Raw genomic sequence first — 16,522 nt, 5'->3', positions numbered from 1 at the left:
AGCTTTAAAAGTTTTTAACATTATTTGTTCACCTTTTTATAATTTCCATACACTAATTATTTTCACTATTTTGCTCATTTCTCTGTAAATATTCTTGATTTGATATATACATTTCTATATTTTCTAATATTTCCCTTAAATAACAAATAACTCTTTTTTGAATTTTAAATAACTCATCAGCAGTCGCATCTTTACCAATTTCTTCAAAAGACTTAAAACCATGTGCTAAGTCTTTTCTATGATTTTTAATCTTTTCTAAATTACTACCATTTCCAGTTTTTCTAGCATTAGTAGTATATGAAAATCCATACATTTTGGCTGTATCTTTGATTCTTTTTCCATCAATATTTCCTGAAAATAATCTATCTCTATTAAAAGTAGCTGATATGATATCAACAGAAATATTTTGAACTGTAACCAAAATATCTTTAGTAGATTTATTATCTTTATCTTTTAGATTATCAATAACAATCTTTTTAATTTCGTCTCTTACATCATCGAAAGAAACTCTTTGAGTTTTTAATTCATCAAAAATTGTTACAATTGCATTACGCATTGTAGATTCTACTAGGTTGTAAAGTAGCAAATATCCTGTTGCTTTAAGAGTTTTTTCTAGATCCTCATTAATAGGTTTAATTTTGGGATTGTTTGCATTTCCCAGACTTAATTGAATTGAACCTTTCTCTAAATTTTTCAAGAATATAAAATATCGTCTTACTTCTTGAGCGCGGTTATCAAAATCTTCAAATAATGTACTTCTCATGAATTACCTAAAAGCTGATCACGGACATACTCAATACGACGAATAACTTTATTTTGAGAACTACTAGCATCAGATTTCGTTAGTTTTTTAAATTCCTCAGAATCTAAAAAAGAAGTAGATTTTGGTATTAATGTTTGATTTTGTCTTAATGCTAGAGTAACTCCTACCGTAATAGATTCAAACTTAATTCTAGTGGTAGGTTCATACAAATTCTTAATTTTTCGATAAATATGTAAAGAATTAGGACAATATCTTTCTATAAATTCTAACATTGAATAGAAGTCATTTCTCATAACATCTATCTTGAGTAAATCAGATTTATTTTCTTGCTTTAAATATTCATCCAAAAATTGATGAACTTTGTTATCAGACAAACCATAATTTTGATAATTATTTAAAAATGCAAAAAACCGTAAGACAAATTCTTGTGGATCTCTTTTGTCAATTTCAGTTTTACTAAAAGAGCATAAATTTAAAAATCGTTGTTCTTTCGATAGTGTCTCAATTAAATCAAGACACTTTCCTGGTTGACCTCCTCTCCGTTTTTCCATTTCATTTAATTCAAGACTACCACTATTAATTCTTTGAAAAAGATCCCTTCTAATTTCTTCATCTGCTTCTTTTGTTAATACAATCATCCTAATACTAGTTCTCTTAAAACGTCTTTGACGTGGTAAGGGTAAATTTTCAAAAATAAACCCATTTAGAGTTTTTAATTTCTCAAGATTTTTTAATTTAAGTTTATTGTTAATAAATCTAATTAAAGTGCGAATACGTTGTGTTCCATCTATAATTTCTAATCGTGCTAAATCTTCAGAACCTGATATATCAGCAACAAAAATATAAGGTATTGGTAAACCTAATATTACAGATTCAATAAATTTTGATTGTCTATCTTCATCCCAAGCCATTTCTCGTTGATAGTCTGGAATAAATAATTCATTTTCATCTTCATCTATTCCATCTAAATATTTTTGAACAATTACTTCTATAGGGTATTCTAAGGTGTTGTAGTCAACACGTTTTGTATTTTCACGAATTTCCGCTTCAGCATTTTCTTTGCGTTGATCTGTAATTTCTAATTGATTTACCATAGTTGACAATTTATTTTCGTTAATGTTTACAATCAGAGATTTGTTGATTAAGTGACATAGAATAATTAATTGTATTTTACCACAGGAATAAATTAATGTGGAGTGTAAAGAATCTTAATAATTGTATTAAGAGAACTCCATAAAAAAGATGAACTGCTTGCAGCAGCACTTCGCTATCCAATCTTGTGGGATGGGCATCTTGCCCGTCCTAATATTATTAGCAGGCTTTTTATGCCTGCACCACAAGAAATTTTGGGGTATTTTTTTATTTGGAAGTCTCTAACTTCCTAAAATTCAGGTGAGTCCATCAAGACCCACCCTAAACTACATTATACCAACAAAGCTTGTTCCTCCTGAGAAATCACCCTACCTTCATCCTCAAAACCAACAATTTGATCAAAGTTCAAATAGCGATACAAATCATCAGCAAAAGGATGAATTCTCTCCGCGACAATATCCATATATTCCTGCACATTAGGAATACGTCCCAACAACGCACAAACTGCTGCTAATTCCGCCGAACCTAAATAAACTTGAGCGCCTTTACCCATGCGATTATTGAAATTACGAGTCGAGGTAGAAAACACCGTTGTATTATCATCAACTCGCGCCTGATTTCCCATACATAAACTGCATCCGGGAATCTCAGTTCTGGCATTTGCAGCTACGAAAACATTATAAACACCTTCTGCCTTTAATTGGTGTTCATCCATGCGAGTTGGCGGCGCTATCCACAACCGCGCTTTCACTTCCCCTGCACCTTCCAAAACCTTCGCAGTTGCTCGATAATGTCCGATATTTGTCATACAAGAACCCACAAATACTTCTTGTACAGGATCATTGGCAACTTCCGATAATAACTTAACATTATCTGGGTCATTGGGAGCAGCCACAATTGGTTCTTTGATTTGGCTTAAATCAATTTCAATTATTTCTGCATATTCCGCATCAGCGTCAGCCGATAATAATACAGGATTGTCCAACCATTCTTGCATTTTGGCTACTCGACGCATCATGGTTCTGGCATCACTATAACCCCGTGCTACCATATTTTTCAACAAAGCAATATTGGAACGCAAATATTCCGCAATTGTTTCTTCACTCAACTTAATTGTACAACCAGCACAAGAACGTTCTGCGGAAGCGTCGGTTAATTCAAAAGCTTGTTCAACTTTCAAATTTGGTAAACCTTCAATTTCCAAAATCTTGCCAGAGAAAACATTTTTCTTGTTCTGCTTATCTGCTGTTAACAAACCTTTTTGCATGGCAACATAAGGTATGGCGTTAACAATATCTCGGAGAGTTATTCCTGGTTGTAATTCCCCTGTAAATCTGACCAAAACTGATTCGGGCATATCCAAAGGCATGACACCCAAAGCCCCCGCAAACGCCACTAACCCAGAACCAGCAGGGAAGGATATTCCTAACGGGAAACGGGTATGGGAATCTCCACCGGTTCCCACGGTGTCGGGTAATAACATCCGGTTTAACCAGGAGTGAATGATACCATCTCCAGGACGCAACGCCACACCACCACGAGAGGAAATGAAGTCGGGTAGTTCTTGGTGGGTTTTAATGTCCACAGGTTTAGGATATGCGGCTGTGTGACAGAAACTTTGCATTACCAAGTCTGCACTGAAACCGAGACAAGCGAGTTCTTTTAATTCATCCCTTGTCATTGGGCCTGTAGTATCCTGAGAACCCACTGTAGTCATGATTGGTTCGCAAGATGTCCCTGGACGTACTCCCGGTAAACCACTGGCTTTCCCGACCATTTTCTGTGCCAATGTGTAGCCTTTGCCGGTGTCCGCTGGGGCTTGAGGACGAATAAATAATTTGCTGGGTGCTAAACCTAATGCTTGACGGGTTTTATCGGTGAGGGTACGCCCAATTAATAAAGGAATCCGTCCACCGGCGCGAACTTCGTCTAAAATAGTGTCAGGTTTGAGGCTGAAGGTGGAAACTACTTCTCCTGCGGCATTGAGAATACTTCCTTTGTAGGGATAAATAGTGATTACGTCGCCGGTTGCCATTTTGCTGACATCGCATTGAATGGGTAATGCACCGGCATCTTCGGCTGTGTTAAAAAAGATAGGAGCGATCGCACTTCCTAATACATAACCTCCAGCCCGTTTGTTTGGCACAAAGGGAATATCATTGCCCAAATGCCATAATACAGAATTGATTGCAGACTTACGAGAAGAACCTGTACCAACGACATCACCGACGTAAGCAATCGGATAACCTTTTTTCTTTAACTCTGCAATGGTGTCTAAACTTCCGGGTTGACGAGTTTCCAACATCGCCAAAGCGTGTAAAGGAATATCCGGTCTGGTTGTAGCGTGGGTTGCGGGTGATAAGTCGTCGGTGTTAGTTTCTCCGGGAACTTTGAAAACGGTAACGGTGATAAATTCTGGTAATGTGGGACGCAAAGTAAACCATTCTGCTTCTGCCCATGAGTTTACCACTTGTTTGGCGTAGGGGTTGGTTTTCGACAATTCCAAAACATCATGAAACGCATCATACACCAACATAATTTTGCTGAGGGCGTTGGCTGCATAAGCGGCGATTTGTTCTCTTCCTTCTCCTCCCATTACCAACGGTGTTTCTGAAGATTCTGATACAGAACTGCTGGAAACTTGCAGTAGATCAATTAAGGATTGAACATTGTAACCACCAATCATCGTTCCCAGTAATTCTACTGCGTCAATTGGAGAAACTAAAGGACTGGTAATTTCTCCTTTAGCAATTCCAGTCAGAAATCCAGCTTTTACATAAGCAGCTTGATCTACTCCAGGGGGAATGCGATCGCGTAATAAATTTAATAATAACTCTTCTTCGCCTGTAGGGGGATTTTTCAGTAATTCACACAATACTGATGTTTGTTGTGCGTCTAATGGTAAAGGGGGAATACCCAGTTGGGCGCGTTCGGCAACCTGTTGACGATATTCTTGTAGCATGGTTTAGATTTTTCTCCTGTAATGTCTTGCTTTGATTATTATTTTATTGTAAGGGAATTGTTACAGGAGTTACTGGTAAACGAATTTGTCAGAATTAGACAGTTTATGGGTTATAATTTAAGAAGTAAAGTTTACATTGACTAAGTAATAATGTTGATAAGGAGTTCATGATGTCATACAAAAATATTATTACCATAGAACCTGGAAAGAGAAGCGGAAAACCTTGTATTAGAGGTATGAGAATTACTGTTTATGATGTTCTTTCTTATTTAGCATCAGGAATGACTTTTGAAGAAATATTAGCCGATTTTCCTTATTTAACTAAAGAAGATATTTTAGCCTGTTTAAGTTATGCAGCAGATCGTGAACGTCAAACCATTTTAGTTAATTCATGAAACTACTTTTTGATCATAATTTATCACCCAGTTTAGTTAATTCTTTGGCTGATCTTTATCCTAATTCTAATCATCTTTATTTAATGCAATTAGATCAAGAATCAGATTATACAGTGTGGGAGATTGCCAAAAATCAAGACTATATTATTGTTACCAAAGATGCGGATTTTAATGAATTATCAATTCTGAGAGGTTTTCCGCCTAAAGTAATTTGGATTCGTTCAGGAAATTGTTCAACTAAAACCATAGAATTAATGCTTAGAAATAACTACGAAATTATTTTATCTTTTGCTGAAGATCAAAATACTGGTATTCTGGCTTTGTATAGGTAAAATATAAGTTAAATTTTACAGCTTTGAGCAAGTTTTAGCGTTTAGTTGTAAAGGAATTGTTACAGGAGTTACTGGTAAACGAATTTGTCAGAAACAAACAATTTATAGATTATAATTTTGAATAGAATCTTTATTCTAGGTAATTTACTATGGTTACAAAACAAATAATTCAAGAAAAATTAGAAAATTTAACACAAGAAGAACTTAATCAAGTTTATGGATTAATTGAACAATTAAGTAGTGCAGAAAAGCCAGTGAAAAAGCCGAGCTTAATGTCTAAATTAAGAGAAATATCTATTGATGCTCCTGAAGATTTTTCGGTTAAACTTGCGATTAGTTTGGGGAGAGATGTAAGTGAAGAATAAAATTTTTGTTGCTACTTTATAGAATTAGCAGAAACAGGACTTGCGGAGTGGAATGATCCAGAAGATGATATTTATAATTTAGATTATCACAAAATAGAAATCACAAATTTTTGATTATGAAGAAACCTGATAGTTGGAATACTCTTATAGATTCATTTAGTAACTGTAATTGTCCCTATTCGTATATAGTAGGTTATTATATTTCCAGATTTGATGAATATGCTTATACCAAATTTAGGAATTTATGTTTTGGAAATAAAGGGGAAACACATATGAGAATATCCTCTATATTTGAAATCAAAGATACTACATTTAAACAGTGTAGAGATAAATTTGATCCTTATCATAATAATCGTCGCAAAGGCTATGATAAAATGCCATTTACTGGTGTTGTTAAAGAAATTTATAACGCATTTAAAACATATTCTGAAAATGAATTATATGAGTTAGTATGTAAAATTTTAAGTAATCCAAAACAAGATTTTAAAGACTTTTTTTATTCTGATCAATTAACCACTGAAATAGATAATATCACACTATTTCCTGATGAAGTAAACGACACACAAATTTTAACAGAAGGATCTGTTAGACAAGTAACAGTTAATGCTTATGAAAGAAATAATCAAGGTCGAAAAATATGTATTAAATACTATGATATAAATTGTTATGTATGTGGGGTGAACTTTGAAAAAATTTATGGTGAAATTGGTCAAGAATTTATTCATGTTCATCATTTAATTCCTTTATCTGAAATTAATCAAGAATATGAAATTGATCCAATTCAAGATTTACGTCCAGTATGTCCTAATTGTCATGCCATGATACATCGAAAAAATCCACCATATACTATAGAAGAAATTAAAAATATGCTTCAATAGCTGATATAGTGAATAAGAAGAGAGATTGATTACTTAATGTCTCATCCTCAAAAATAACTCCATCCTGTAAATCCTCAAATCCTGGATATCCTGATATGGCTTGCGCCACGCTACGCTATCAGACAATATGCTATAATATTCCTAATGATTTAGGAGTTAATTCAATGCTACAAATCAATAAAAATTATGTTTTAGATCAAAATCAAAAACCAATTGCTGTACAAATTCCTATTACTGAATTTGAACAAATAGAAGAAATATTAGAAAATTATGGATTAGCAAAACTAATGGAAGAAGTAGAAACTGATCAAGTTTTATCTAAAAATGAAGCTATACAATATTTACAAATGCTGAAAAATAGAAATGTGGAAAGTTGAATATACAAAGAAATTTTTAAAAGAATTTTCAACCACTGACTAGAGAAGAAGCAAATGAACGGTGGTAATATGTTACTTTCGCCAAAATATGTTCTAATTCTAACTTACTAGTAGATAAAAATATAAACAAAGGAGTAAATTAAATTCATGCTAATTGAATTTCAAGTGGGGAATTTTCTGTCTTTTAAAGATACAGTTACTTTTAGTATGGTTGCTTCTGATATTCAGAGTCAAAATGCAGAATTAGATGAAAATAATGTATTTTCAGTTAATGAAGAATTGAAATTACTGAAAACAACGGCTATTTATGGTGCTAATGCTAGTGGAAAAAGCAATCTTGCTAAAGCATTTGGTTTTATGAAAGACTTCGTGATTAATTCTTCTAAAGAAATGCAATTCACAGATGATATTGCAGTTGAACCTTTCAGACTTAGTACAGAAACAGAAGATAAACCATCTTTTTTTCAAGCAACTTTGTATCTAAACAAAAAAATATATAAATATGGTTTTAAAGTATCTAAAGATAAAGTTGTTCAGGAATGGCTATTTTTCAAGGGTAAAGTTCAAGAGTATCAATTATTTCAAAGAAATGGCAACAGATTTAAAATCAATCAAAAATCTTTTCAAGAAGGATTAAAATTAGAAGATAAGACTAAACATAATTCTCTTTTTCTTTCTGTTGTAGCACAGTTTAATGGTAAAATTTCTGCTGAAATAATAAAATGGTTTGCTAATTGTCAAGTTATATCTGGTTCAGGAATACATGATAACTTTTATAAAACAGTTACTTTAAAATTGCTTGAGTCTCCTTTAATCAAAAAAGATAGTATTAAATTAATTAAAGATTTAGATTTATCAATTCAAGATATCAATATTACCAAAGAAAAAATATCTTTAGAAAATTTGCCATTATCCATACCAGATGAATTAAAAAGTATAATTCTCCGCTCATCTTCGGGTGAATTATCTAGTATCCAAACGTCTCACGAAAAATATAATGAAAATGGTGAAGCAATTGGAGTTGAGAAATTTGACTTGGAAGAAAATGAATCTGAAGGAACGAAAAAGCTATTTTATTTTTCAGCCTTACTTTTACACGCTTTGAGGTTTAGTCAAATTTTAATTATAGATGAATTGGATGCAAAATTACATCCTATCATTACTCATAAAATTATTGAGTTGTTTAATTCAAAAAAATATAATTCAAAATCTGCACAGCTTATTTTTATGACTCATGATACTAATTTACTCAATCCTAATTTATTTGGTGGTAGATTATTAAGAAGAGATCAAATCTGGTTTACCGAAAAAAATCAACAAGGAGCAACCGATTTATATTCTTTAGCTGAATATGATGATATTGCAGAAGATGATCCTTTGGAAGCAGATTATATTCGCGGAAGATATGGAGCAATTCCCTTTATTGGTAATTTTAAAAATCTATTATCTAATGATTAAAAATGGCAAGACAAAATTCAAGAAATAATTCAATGTATTCTCAAAGGAAAGTAAGTGGTAGATCAAAAGGAAAAACATTTTTGATTGTTTGTGAAGGGGAAGAAACTGAACCAAATTATTTTGAAGGGTTTCAAAAAATAGCACACGCTAATAAAACTCTATATATTACTATTAAAGGATTGGGTGCGGTAGGAATAACAGTTGTTACAATAGCTAAAAAGTTAAAAGAACAAGGTAATTATGAAGATGATGAAGTTTGGTGTGTATTTGATAGAGACTTAAAGCGTGAAAATAATAATCAGCAAAATTTTAATGAAGCGATTAGATTAGCAATAGAAAATCAATTAAATTTAGCGGTTTCTAATGATGCTTTTGAATTATGGTATTTATTGCATTATGAATATTATCAAAGTGAAACTCATCGAAGTAATTATGAAAATATGCTAAGTGCAAAAACAAGATTGGGTGAAAAATACGAGAAAAATTCTGAAGATATGTATGAAAAATTAAAAGATAAACAATCTAATGCTATTAAATTTGCTAGAAAACTTTGGTTAAGCTATGGTAATGAGAGGGAAGTAGATGATGATAAATTAACCATAGAGGAAAGAATTAAAAGACACAATATCAATCCATCAACAACTGTTTATAAATTAGTGGAAAAACTTAATCAAGTCATTTTTACATCAGAAAAGAAGAATGAATAATCGCTTTTTGTGATATAGTCAATTAGAAGTATGTTATATTTGTTTAATGCTTTTTAATATACAAATTGCTATTAGTTTAAATAGAGATGCAAGTGAAGACTAAAATTTTTAAAAAAAGTGAGCTTTTAGAAAAGCATGAAAATACATAAACTTGATAATTTACCATCAAAAGAACAATATGTTCAGGGATTTAAAGATATTAAACCACCTATAAATGATCAGCAACGATGCTTACTTCAAAAACAATATTATTCTCCTAATAAAATAGTTACAGCAACACAACTTGCAGAATTAGCAGAAATCAAGGGAGGTTTTGCACGTGTTAATATTATTTATGGTCGTTTAGGACATTTATTATCAGATGCAATTGGAATAGAACCTAGTTATAAGTATTGGACTATGTTATCCAGTGGTGGCTATATTGATAAAAATAATCCAAATAAGGTTTTGTGGCAAATGTATGAAGAAGTTGCAATGGCTTTAGAAGAATTAGGTTGGGTTAATAAAAAATCAAATTATGATTTCAATGAAGTATCTTTTAAATTAGCTGAAGAATTAGCAGATAAAGATGAAATTATTAATCTTTATGAAGGTTCAAAACAAATAATAACTGTAAATCGTTATGAAAGAAATAATCAAGCTCGAAAACAGTGTATTCAACATTATGGAACAAATTGCTATGTCTGTGGATTTAATTTTGAAAAAGCTTTTGGAGAAATAGGTAAAAGTTTTATTCATGTTCATCATTTAATTCCTTTATCTGAAATTAATCAAGAATATGAAGTTAATCCCATTGAAGATTTACGTCCAGTATGTCCTAATTGCCATACAATGATACATCAAAAAAATCCTCCATATACCATAGAACAAATTAAAAATATGGTTAAATATCTGAATATATTCAATCAAAATTAGTTAGCGATCGCGAAGCTGACCGAAGGTATCGCTTAATCTTTTATCCTCTAAAATAACCCTATCCTGTAAATCCTCAAATCCTGGATATCCTGATTCTGACAAAATGATATAGTGAATTTTAAGAGCAATCGCTATTTTAGCAAAAATAACTCAATCCTGAAAATCCTTAAATCCTGGACATCCTGATTCTAACAATATAACGGTGCGTTACATTTCATTAACGCACCCTACTAGATTACTGAACAATGGGACTTGGTAAGAATGTATATCTCAGATATAATCCCAACCAAACAAATCCAATAATTAACAAAGTCCCAATTCCCAGAAAATTAGGTAACCAAAAAACTACATCAATATGATTTATAGCCCCTGGTTTAATTGTCCATATTAGTTGATTATCATGCTTTTCTGGTTGAATAGCATTTTCACTATTATCAATGTTCTTTATTCCCCAAGGTGTTTGTAAGCTAAAGTCCAAATTGACAATAGAACTATCATCTTTAGTAGTCAACATAGCCAAAGAACGTAAATCTAAATCATAGACTAGATGATTTCTAGATAATATGAAAAAATTTGTATCTTCTGCAACTAAAGTTGAGGTAATATTTGATATTTCTGAACCATCACTATCTTCAGATGTGCGCGTATTGAAAAAGCCAGTAAATTTTTCTTGTAATTCCTTCGCACTAGTAAAGGGAATTTTAACAAGAATTTCTGTTGGGGAAACTCTTTCTATCGAACCTGCTAATGTTCGCGCTCGATTTTCTAAAGTCTTTAACCATTGCGATAGATAATCACTACTAAAAATCGTGATTTTTTCCGATAACTGAATATGCTGGACTAATTCACCATTATTTGTGCTGTTAAAATTTACTCCTAAATCATACTTCATACAACCTGATAAAAGTAATGAAGAAAGCATTACCATAAATACAATAGGTTTGATTTTGGTAATTGCCAAAGATACAGATTTCATTAACTGTGATCTAATCTTAATTAGAGTGAATACATTCATGACTAAATTTCTCCTGATTTGCTAAAAACTCAACCAAACTAAATAGGAAATTGTCAAACCAACAGCAATTAAAGCTACCCAAATAAAGCGATTATCTGTAGTATTGACTGTACTAAGGTCAATATATTCTGGTTCTACAGGTTTTGGTTTAGATGTAGATTTGTGAGATTGAGAAGTAACAAAGATTTTAGATTTGTTGTCAGAAATTACGTCAAGATCAGGAATTTCTGTCATCCACTCTTTTGGCCGATTTAGTTTGGGGGCTTTTAAAATATAGAGTAGACGCTTTGACTGTTGACGAATTTCATAATGGGGATGACGGCTGAGTTCTTGACAAAGAGCGATCGCTTCTTCGGAACGTTCCGCAGCTTCATAAGCATTCACCAACCAGATTTGGACTTCACCAGCAAAACGGCTATTTTTTCCTAATAGGGCGCTGGCTTTTTCTAAATTTTCTACAGCTTCCCGATATTGACCATTTTCAAAAGCAGTTGTCCCCATTTGATAACGAGATTTAGCGAGTTCTAAACTTTCTGTAGTCATTAGTAAATTGTCAGTTGTTATTCAATAGCTTGGATTTTAACTTAAAGCAGATTTCCGGTAAATGAATTTTAGCAATGCTCATGAGTGTTTAATTAAGCTAGAAATGGCTGATTTGTTGGCTTCCATATCCGCCCAGAACTTAAGTTCCGGGCTAATAGCTGAAGTAAACTAAAGTTTACTAAACAATTTTAAAATTTTTTGGGTTATGTTTAGTCATCTTTAGATGACTTGAGCTATTAGACTGGGAATTCATTCCCTGGCGGGCTATGGGTTTTACTGAATTAATTTTGCTGTAACTTGTAATTTATCCCCAATCCCGATTATTGTTTCGACTGATGAGAACCCAGAATCATTGTCCCAATCCCCACATCTGTAAACACTTCTAATAATAAAGCGTGAGGAATGCGGCCATCAATAATATGCGAAGCTTTGACTCCTTGAGCAAGCGATCGCACGCAACAATTCACTTTAGGAATCATCCCCCCACTGACTATACCATCGGTAATTAATTGACGCGCTTCCCGAATATCCACTTTTGGAATTAAGGTAGAAGGGTCTTTATAATCTTTTAAAATTCCTCTGGTATCAGTCAGCAAAATTAATTTTTCTGCTCCCAAAGCTGCGGCTATTTCTCCCGCTACGGTATCAGCGTTAATATTATAAGCCTGTCCAGTTTCATCAGCCGCAACGCTAGAAACAACGGGAATATAACCATTACTAGAAAGTGTTTCTAAAATTTTGATATTGACATTACTAACTTCTCCAACAAAACCAATTCCTTCGTCCCCTTGAGGACGAGCCGTAATTAAATTACCATCCTTACCACAAAGCCCTACAGCCATCCCCCCAGCTTGATTAATCAGTTCCACAATTTCTTTATTTACGCGTCCAACTAATACCATCTCCACTACATCCATCGTAGCTGCATCAGTGACGCGCAAACCATTTTTAAACTGTGGTTCAATTCCCAGCTTACCTAACCAACTGTTAATTTCTGGCCCACCACCATGGACTAGAATGGGACGTAAGCCAACGCAAGATAAAAAGACCACATCACGGATCACTTTATCTTTGAGGTCACTATCCTTCATTGCTGCGCCACCGTATTTAACAACAACGGTACGACCAGCGAATTGTTGAATGTAAGGTAATGCTTCGCTGAGAATTTCTACGCGATTAGCTTCAGCTTGCCTGATATATTCCGTATCATTAATCATGTTTTTACCCAAGATGCTAGTTATCTAGTTTATGAGATAACTAGCAAATAGAGCTAATAAGCTATTGTCATGATAACAGGGGGGTAGAGGAAGATTGACTACCCATTACCCATTACCCATTACCTATTCCTAAGAGAGTTGAAACAAGAAAGTAACTAAATCTCCCTTACCTAAGCTGATGCGATCGCCTGGACGGAGGCGATGTCTGTTTCCTGGTAACAGAGGTAAGTTGTTAACGTAAGTACCATTGGAACTACCTCCATCTTCTAGATAACAAGCATCTCCCTCAATCCGAATATCTGCGTGAATCCGCGAGACAATCTCCGAATTTGGGAATCCAGAAACATCTATATCTGGCGGAATTCGATCATTAGGCTTACCAATATGCACAACCGAGAGATTTTGTGGTAATTCTATTTCTTGGTTAGCTTGAACATGAAATAACCGGGCTACTACCTGTTGTAATTGGGTATTTGCCACCTTTCCTTGAGGTGCGGCTGGGGCTGCTTCAGGAATAGCGATGGGATCTATCTGGGGTACATAAGGAGGGGGAATATAAGCTTCTGGTTCTGGTGCTACAGGTGCGGGTGGAGGGGTAAGAACAGGAGGAATATATATTTCTGGTTCTGGTACTACAGGTGCAGGTACAGAAGGAATATAAACAGCTTGTTCCTGAACAGCTACAGGTGCGGGTGCAGGTGTCAGAACAGGAGGAATATATATTTCCGGTTCTGATACTACAGGTGCAGGTACAGAAGGAACATAAATAGCTTGTTCCTGAACTACAGCTACAGGTGCAGGAGGATTGGCTGCGGGCGCAATTTCCAAAATATCGGGCTGTAACAGTTGCATCATGAGGTCAGGAGCGACCACTGGGGCTGGTTGTACAGGTTTAAGAGCAATAGTTGGGGCAACTGCGGGAGTAGCGTTAAAATGGAGATTATAACCGCACTGACCACAGAAAGCGGCATCTGACTGGACAGTTGCTCCGCAATTAGGACAATTAGCTGTAGCTGGTAACGGCGTATAGCAAGCTTCACATTGAACAGCGCCGTCTGGGTTGGGATGATTGCAATTAGGGCAGACGATCATGGATTTAAGCCTTAGTGAAGGTCATTGTAAAAATATTACTGGCAAGCACATAAGCAACTTTAGCTGGTGATGCTAAAAATTACTTAGAGTGAGAACACATTGATCATTGGTGATTATTCTTAATCATCTAAATCATCCAAATCTCAAAAATCATAGTTAGTGGTTGAGTTCTAAACCAGCCGCTGCATCTAGCAACCAGTAAAGTTCTCCTTGGGGTTGAATTAGCCGAGATGGATAGGCGAAATCATCTGCCACAGGCGCGAAAATTTGGGCTAAGGCTGGTCTTTTGTTAGCACCAGCAGCCAGAAAAATTACACTGCGAGCCGCGTTAATAAATGGGTAAGTAAAGGTGATGCGTTGATTGTCATCTTTATTACCGACAGTGATTAGGCGATCGCTCACCTTGAGAGCCGCTGTGTGGGGAAACAAAGATGCAGTATGGGCATCATCACCCATTCCTAGTAAAACTACATCTAATGCAGGGAACTCTCCCGAACCAGAATTAAAAAATGCTTGTAGATGCTGGTTATACTTAGCTGCATCCACTTCTGGGTTAGCAGATAAAGTAGGAATAGCATGAATATTAGCCTGGGGAAGTGCCACCTGATCTAACCATGCACGTCGCGCCATCAGTTCATTGCTATCAGGATGATCTGCCCGAACATAACGCTCATCTCCCCAGAATACATGAATTTTATCCCAGGGCAACTTTTGATTAGCTAGGGCTTCATACAAAGGTTTTGGCGTGCTGCCACCTGATAAAGCAATTGTAAATTGCCCCCGTTCGCTAATAGCAGTTTCCACTTTCGACAGAATCAATTCTAGCGCCCGTTGGACGAGCGCCGATACATCCGGTAGGACTTCAACAGTTTTGTTCATGGCATTATCAATACATAGCCTGTTTCTTTGCAATACCATAGCGAACTTCTGACAATTTTCCGGTTTAACTCAAGAAACTTTTAATATCATCAAGTTAAGCCATAAATTATCGGCCTCCACCTTCTTTATCATTATTTTTGGTTAGTTGTCAGTAGTCAGTTGTACTAATCGCTGATCATCACCGCAGCGGATTGTTGAGAGAATAAAGAATACATCGGTAAATAAACAAAACAGAAATATTCTTTTGCTACATCCAGTAATCTCTTATTCCTTCAATTCCATATTCACTAGCGTTCTTGATATCATCATCTAAATTTATCTCACATGAGCAACATTCACACCTGGCAATAAAAGGCCAAGAAGAATCATCATCTTCATAAATATAAATTACTAGAGAATTAACCCCACAGACTGGACATTTGCATATTTCAGAACCATTATTGTCTTGAGAAACAACAATAGCCTTTTTTTCAATTATTTCCTTTGCGTTATTATATAGCCAATACCAATATAATTTGGCATTACAGCGGTTTGCGCTCTTATGAGGTACATCTTAGCCCCCTCCCCGCAAGCGGGGAGGGGGTTGGGGGTGGGGTTCATGTACCTCATAACATCGGGAAGTGCTGTATAAGCTGCTCTACCTAACTCTTTTAAAAAGCAATTTTTAGAGAAATAAATGCTAAATCAATATCTCCCTCGCTGCTTTCTTGAAGGTTAAAGCCATTGCTGGCTATCTTTTGGAGTTCTGTTTCTTTTTGTGTTTTCTTATTCATATTTCCTCAAAAGTTACTAGACAAAAACAATAAATAAAATCTTTAAGAGCAAATAAGAGTCGTTTGAACATTAATATCAACATTCAGCTTTTTCCGCAAAACATTCAAAATAGCAGTCAAATTATCCATTGTCGGATTACCTTTTGCCGATAACATCCGGTGTAAACTCTTGCTAGGTTTAGACGTTTCAATTGCCAATTGTTCAAAACCTACCGTTGCATTAACAATATCTCTCAAAATCAATCTTGCTGTTTCTGGTTCACCATTCAGGAAGAGGAAAATAGCTTCATCAAGTAGAGCTATTGTAAACTGAGAATCTTTTTGCACTCGGGCATTAACAGTTTCTTTGAAATCTCTAGTAAGTGCCATAATAACTACCTTTTATCTCTATTTTTGTTGTCAGTTTCTTGGTTTTCAGTAAGTTCTTTTTTCCGCTTTTTGTACTCTTGGTGCAACTCTTTAGCATGACTAATATCAGATTGCTGATTTTTCTTTGTTCCCCCACCAAATAATACTATAAGTTGCTTACCGTCCTGAGCCAGATAAATCCGATATCCTGGACCCCAATCAATTTTATATTCACCAATTCCCTCAAACCATTTAACATTTGATATATTACCTGACTCCAGACGAAACTTAGCAACAGTAACCTTCGCAGCAGCTTGAGCATCCAATCCATCAAACCATTCTTGATAGGGACTTGAACCATTTTCTTTAAGATATTCTTCAACTTTCATAATAGAGACACTTTTATGGTAA

At 34.6% G+C, this 16,522-nt stretch carries 18 protein-coding genes; 8 read left to right on the top strand and 10 right to left on the bottom strand.

Features of this window, described 5'->3' with window-relative positions:
- Positions 1 to 52: 52 nt before the first annotated feature.
- The 3 genes from EZY12_05555 to acnB form a co-directional block, all read right to left on the bottom strand.
- Positions 53 to 763, bottom strand: coding sequence for a hypothetical protein (locus EZY12_05555; GenBank protein ID QSX69128.1), 711 nt, complete (start codon positions 761 to 763; stop codon positions 53 to 55).
- Positions 760 to 1,857 (bottom strand): DUF262 domain-containing protein, encoded by a 1,098-nt coding sequence (locus EZY12_05550; GenBank protein QSX69127.1) that lies wholly within the window; start codon positions 1,855 to 1,857, stop codon positions 760 to 762. The genes EZY12_05555 and EZY12_05550 overlap by 4 nt, the downstream gene beginning before the upstream one ends.
- A gap of 329 nt (positions 1,858 to 2,186) precedes the next feature.
- Positions 2,187 to 4,817 (bottom strand): bifunctional aconitate hydratase 2/2-methylisocitrate dehydratase, encoded by a 2,631-nt coding sequence (gene acnB, locus EZY12_05545; GenBank protein ID QSX69126.1) that lies wholly within the window; start codon positions 4,815 to 4,817, stop codon positions 2,187 to 2,189.
- Between the two features lie 170 nt (positions 4,818 to 4,987).
- Between acnB and EZY12_05540 the strand changes: the two genes are divergently transcribed.
- The 8 genes from EZY12_05540 (at position 4,988) to EZY12_05505 (ending at position 10,244) form a co-directional block, all read left to right on the top strand.
- A complete protein-coding gene (locus EZY12_05540) occupies positions 4,988 to 5,212 on the top strand; it encodes a DUF433 domain-containing protein (GenBank protein QSX70531.1) in 225 nt (74 codons plus the stop codon).
- A complete protein-coding gene (locus EZY12_05535; protein ID QSX69125.1) occupies positions 5,209 to 5,544 on the top strand; it encodes a DUF5615 family PIN-like protein in 336 nt (111 codons plus the stop codon). The genes EZY12_05540 and EZY12_05535 overlap by 4 nt, the downstream gene beginning before the upstream one ends.
- A 149-nt stretch (positions 5,545 to 5,693) precedes the next feature.
- Positions 5,694 to 5,909 (top strand): hypothetical protein, encoded by a 216-nt coding sequence (locus EZY12_05530; GenBank protein ID QSX69124.1) that lies wholly within the window; start codon positions 5,694 to 5,696, stop codon positions 5,907 to 5,909.
- Between the two features lie 116 nt (positions 5,910 to 6,025).
- Positions 6,026 to 6,787 (top strand): HNH endonuclease, encoded by a 762-nt coding sequence (locus EZY12_05525; GenBank protein QSX69123.1) that lies wholly within the window; start codon positions 6,026 to 6,028, stop codon positions 6,785 to 6,787.
- 164 nt (positions 6,788 to 6,951) lie between these two features.
- Positions 6,952 to 7,164 carry a hypothetical protein gene (locus tag EZY12_05520; GenBank protein ID QSX69122.1) on the top strand — a complete coding sequence of 71 codons (213 nt, stop codon included), beginning with the start codon at positions 6,952 to 6,954 and terminating at the stop codon, positions 7,162 to 7,164.
- Positions 7,165 to 7,311: 147 nt separating this feature from the next.
- A complete protein-coding gene (locus EZY12_05515; GenBank protein QSX69121.1) occupies positions 7,312 to 8,622 on the top strand; it encodes an ATP-binding protein in 1,311 nt (436 codons plus the stop codon).
- Positions 8,623 to 8,624: 2 nt separating this feature from the next.
- Positions 8,625 to 9,329 carry an RloB domain-containing protein gene (locus tag EZY12_05510; protein QSX69120.1) on the top strand — a complete coding sequence of 235 codons (705 nt, stop codon included), beginning with the start codon at positions 8,625 to 8,627 and terminating at the stop codon, positions 9,327 to 9,329.
- A gap of 399 nt (positions 9,330 to 9,728) precedes the next feature.
- On the top strand, positions 9,729 to 10,244 hold the full coding sequence (locus tag EZY12_05505; protein QSX70530.1) for an HNH endonuclease: 516 nt from the start codon (positions 9,729 to 9,731) through the stop codon (positions 10,242 to 10,244).
- A gap of 235 nt (positions 10,245 to 10,479) precedes the next feature.
- Here EZY12_05505 and EZY12_05500 read toward each other — a convergent pair whose 3' ends face one another.
- The 7 genes from EZY12_05500 to EZY12_05470 form a co-directional block, all read right to left on the bottom strand.
- Positions 10,480 to 11,259: a DUF3153 domain-containing protein gene (locus tag EZY12_05500; protein ID QSX69119.1), complete on the bottom strand. Its 780-nt coding sequence runs from the start codon at positions 11,257 to 11,259 to the stop codon at positions 10,480 to 10,482.
- Between the two features lie 21 nt (positions 11,260 to 11,280).
- Positions 11,281 to 11,802, bottom strand: coding sequence for a tetratricopeptide repeat protein (locus EZY12_05495; GenBank protein QSX69118.1), 522 nt, complete (start codon positions 11,800 to 11,802; stop codon positions 11,281 to 11,283).
- A gap of 320 nt (positions 11,803 to 12,122) precedes the next feature.
- Positions 12,123 to 13,019 carry an acetylglutamate kinase gene (gene argB / locus EZY12_05490; GenBank protein QSX69117.1) on the bottom strand — a complete coding sequence of 299 codons (897 nt, stop codon included), beginning with the start codon at positions 13,017 to 13,019 and terminating at the stop codon, positions 12,123 to 12,125.
- A 129-nt stretch (positions 13,020 to 13,148) separates the two neighbouring features.
- Positions 13,149 to 14,111, bottom strand: coding sequence for an FHA domain-containing protein (locus tag EZY12_05485; GenBank protein ID QSX69116.1), 963 nt, complete (start codon positions 14,109 to 14,111; stop codon positions 13,149 to 13,151).
- 156 nt (positions 14,112 to 14,267) lie between these two features.
- Entirely contained in the window at positions 14,268 to 14,990 is a 723-nt protein-coding gene (gene pgl, locus EZY12_05480) for a 6-phosphogluconolactonase (protein QSX70529.1), read from the bottom strand.
- An 815-nt stretch (positions 14,991 to 15,805) separates the two neighbouring features.
- Complete coding sequence (locus EZY12_05475; protein QSX69115.1) at positions 15,806 to 16,132, bottom strand: transcriptional regulator; 327 nt, start codon at positions 16,130 to 16,132, stop codon at positions 15,806 to 15,808.
- 5 nt (positions 16,133 to 16,137) lie between these two features.
- Complete coding sequence (locus tag EZY12_05470) at positions 16,138 to 16,500, bottom strand: type II toxin-antitoxin system RelE/ParE family toxin (GenBank protein QSX69114.1); 363 nt, start codon at positions 16,498 to 16,500, stop codon at positions 16,138 to 16,140.
- Between the last annotated feature and the right edge of the window lie 22 nt (positions 16,501 to 16,522).

The sequence above is a fragment of the Dolichospermum sp. DET69 genome, assembly GCA_017355425.1.
GTDB lineage: Bacteria > Cyanobacteriota > Cyanobacteriia > Cyanobacteriales > Nostocaceae > Dolichospermum.
Note: the sequence above shows the minus strand (reverse complement) of the source record. Positions and strands in the feature narration are given on the sequence as shown.

Excerpts from the sequence above, each read along its gene's own strand:
- EZY12_05485 (QSX69116.1), bottom strand. The coding sequence starts at position 14,111 with ATGATCGTCTGCCCTAATTGCAATCATCCCAACCCAGACGGCGCTGTT.
- EZY12_05475 (QSX69115.1), bottom strand. The coding sequence starts at position 16,132 with ATGGCACTTACTAGAGATTTCAAAGAAACTGTTAATGCCCGAGTGCAA.
- argB (QSX69117.1), bottom strand. The coding sequence starts at position 13,019 with ATGATTAATGATACGGAATATATCAGGCAAGCTGAAGCTAATCGCGTA.
- EZY12_05530 (QSX69124.1), top strand. The coding sequence starts at position 5,694 with ATGGTTACAAAACAAATAATTCAAGAAAAATTAGAAAATTTAACACAA.
- EZY12_05550 (QSX69127.1), bottom strand. The coding sequence starts at position 1,857 with ATGGTAAATCAATTAGAAATTACAGATCAACGCAAAGAAAATGCTGAA.
- EZY12_05540 (QSX70531.1), top strand. The coding sequence starts at position 4,988 with ATGTCATACAAAAATATTATTACCATAGAACCTGGAAAGAGAAGCGGA.
- EZY12_05470 (QSX69114.1), bottom strand. The coding sequence starts at position 16,500 with ATGAAAGTTGAAGAATATCTTAAAGAAAATGGTTCAAGTCCCTATCAA.
- EZY12_05505 (QSX70530.1), top strand. The coding sequence starts at position 9,729 with ATGTTATCCAGTGGTGGCTATATTGATAAAAATAATCCAAATAAGGTT.
- EZY12_05555 (QSX69128.1), bottom strand. The coding sequence starts at position 763 with ATGAGAAGTACATTATTTGAAGATTTTGATAACCGCGCTCAAGAAGTA.
- EZY12_05495 (QSX69118.1), bottom strand. The coding sequence starts at position 11,802 with ATGACTACAGAAAGTTTAGAACTCGCTAAATCTCGTTATCAAATGGGG.
- EZY12_05520 (QSX69122.1), top strand. The coding sequence starts at position 6,952 with ATGCTACAAATCAATAAAAATTATGTTTTAGATCAAAATCAAAAACCA.
- EZY12_05500 (QSX69119.1), bottom strand. The coding sequence starts at position 11,259 with ATGAATGTATTCACTCTAATTAAGATTAGATCACAGTTAATGAAATCT.
- EZY12_05525 (QSX69123.1), top strand. The coding sequence starts at position 6,026 with ATGAAGAAACCTGATAGTTGGAATACTCTTATAGATTCATTTAGTAAC.
- pgl (QSX70529.1), bottom strand. The coding sequence starts at position 14,990 with ATGAACAAAACTGTTGAAGTCCTACCGGATGTATCGGCGCTCGTCCAA.
- acnB (QSX69126.1), bottom strand. The coding sequence starts at position 4,817 with ATGCTACAAGAATATCGTCAACAGGTTGCCGAACGCGCCCAACTGGGT.
- EZY12_05515 (QSX69121.1), top strand. The coding sequence starts at position 7,312 with ATGCTAATTGAATTTCAAGTGGGGAATTTTCTGTCTTTTAAAGATACA.
- EZY12_05510 (QSX69120.1), top strand. The coding sequence starts at position 8,625 with ATGGCAAGACAAAATTCAAGAAATAATTCAATGTATTCTCAAAGGAAA.
- EZY12_05535 (QSX69125.1), top strand. The coding sequence starts at position 5,209 with ATGAAACTACTTTTTGATCATAATTTATCACCCAGTTTAGTTAATTCT.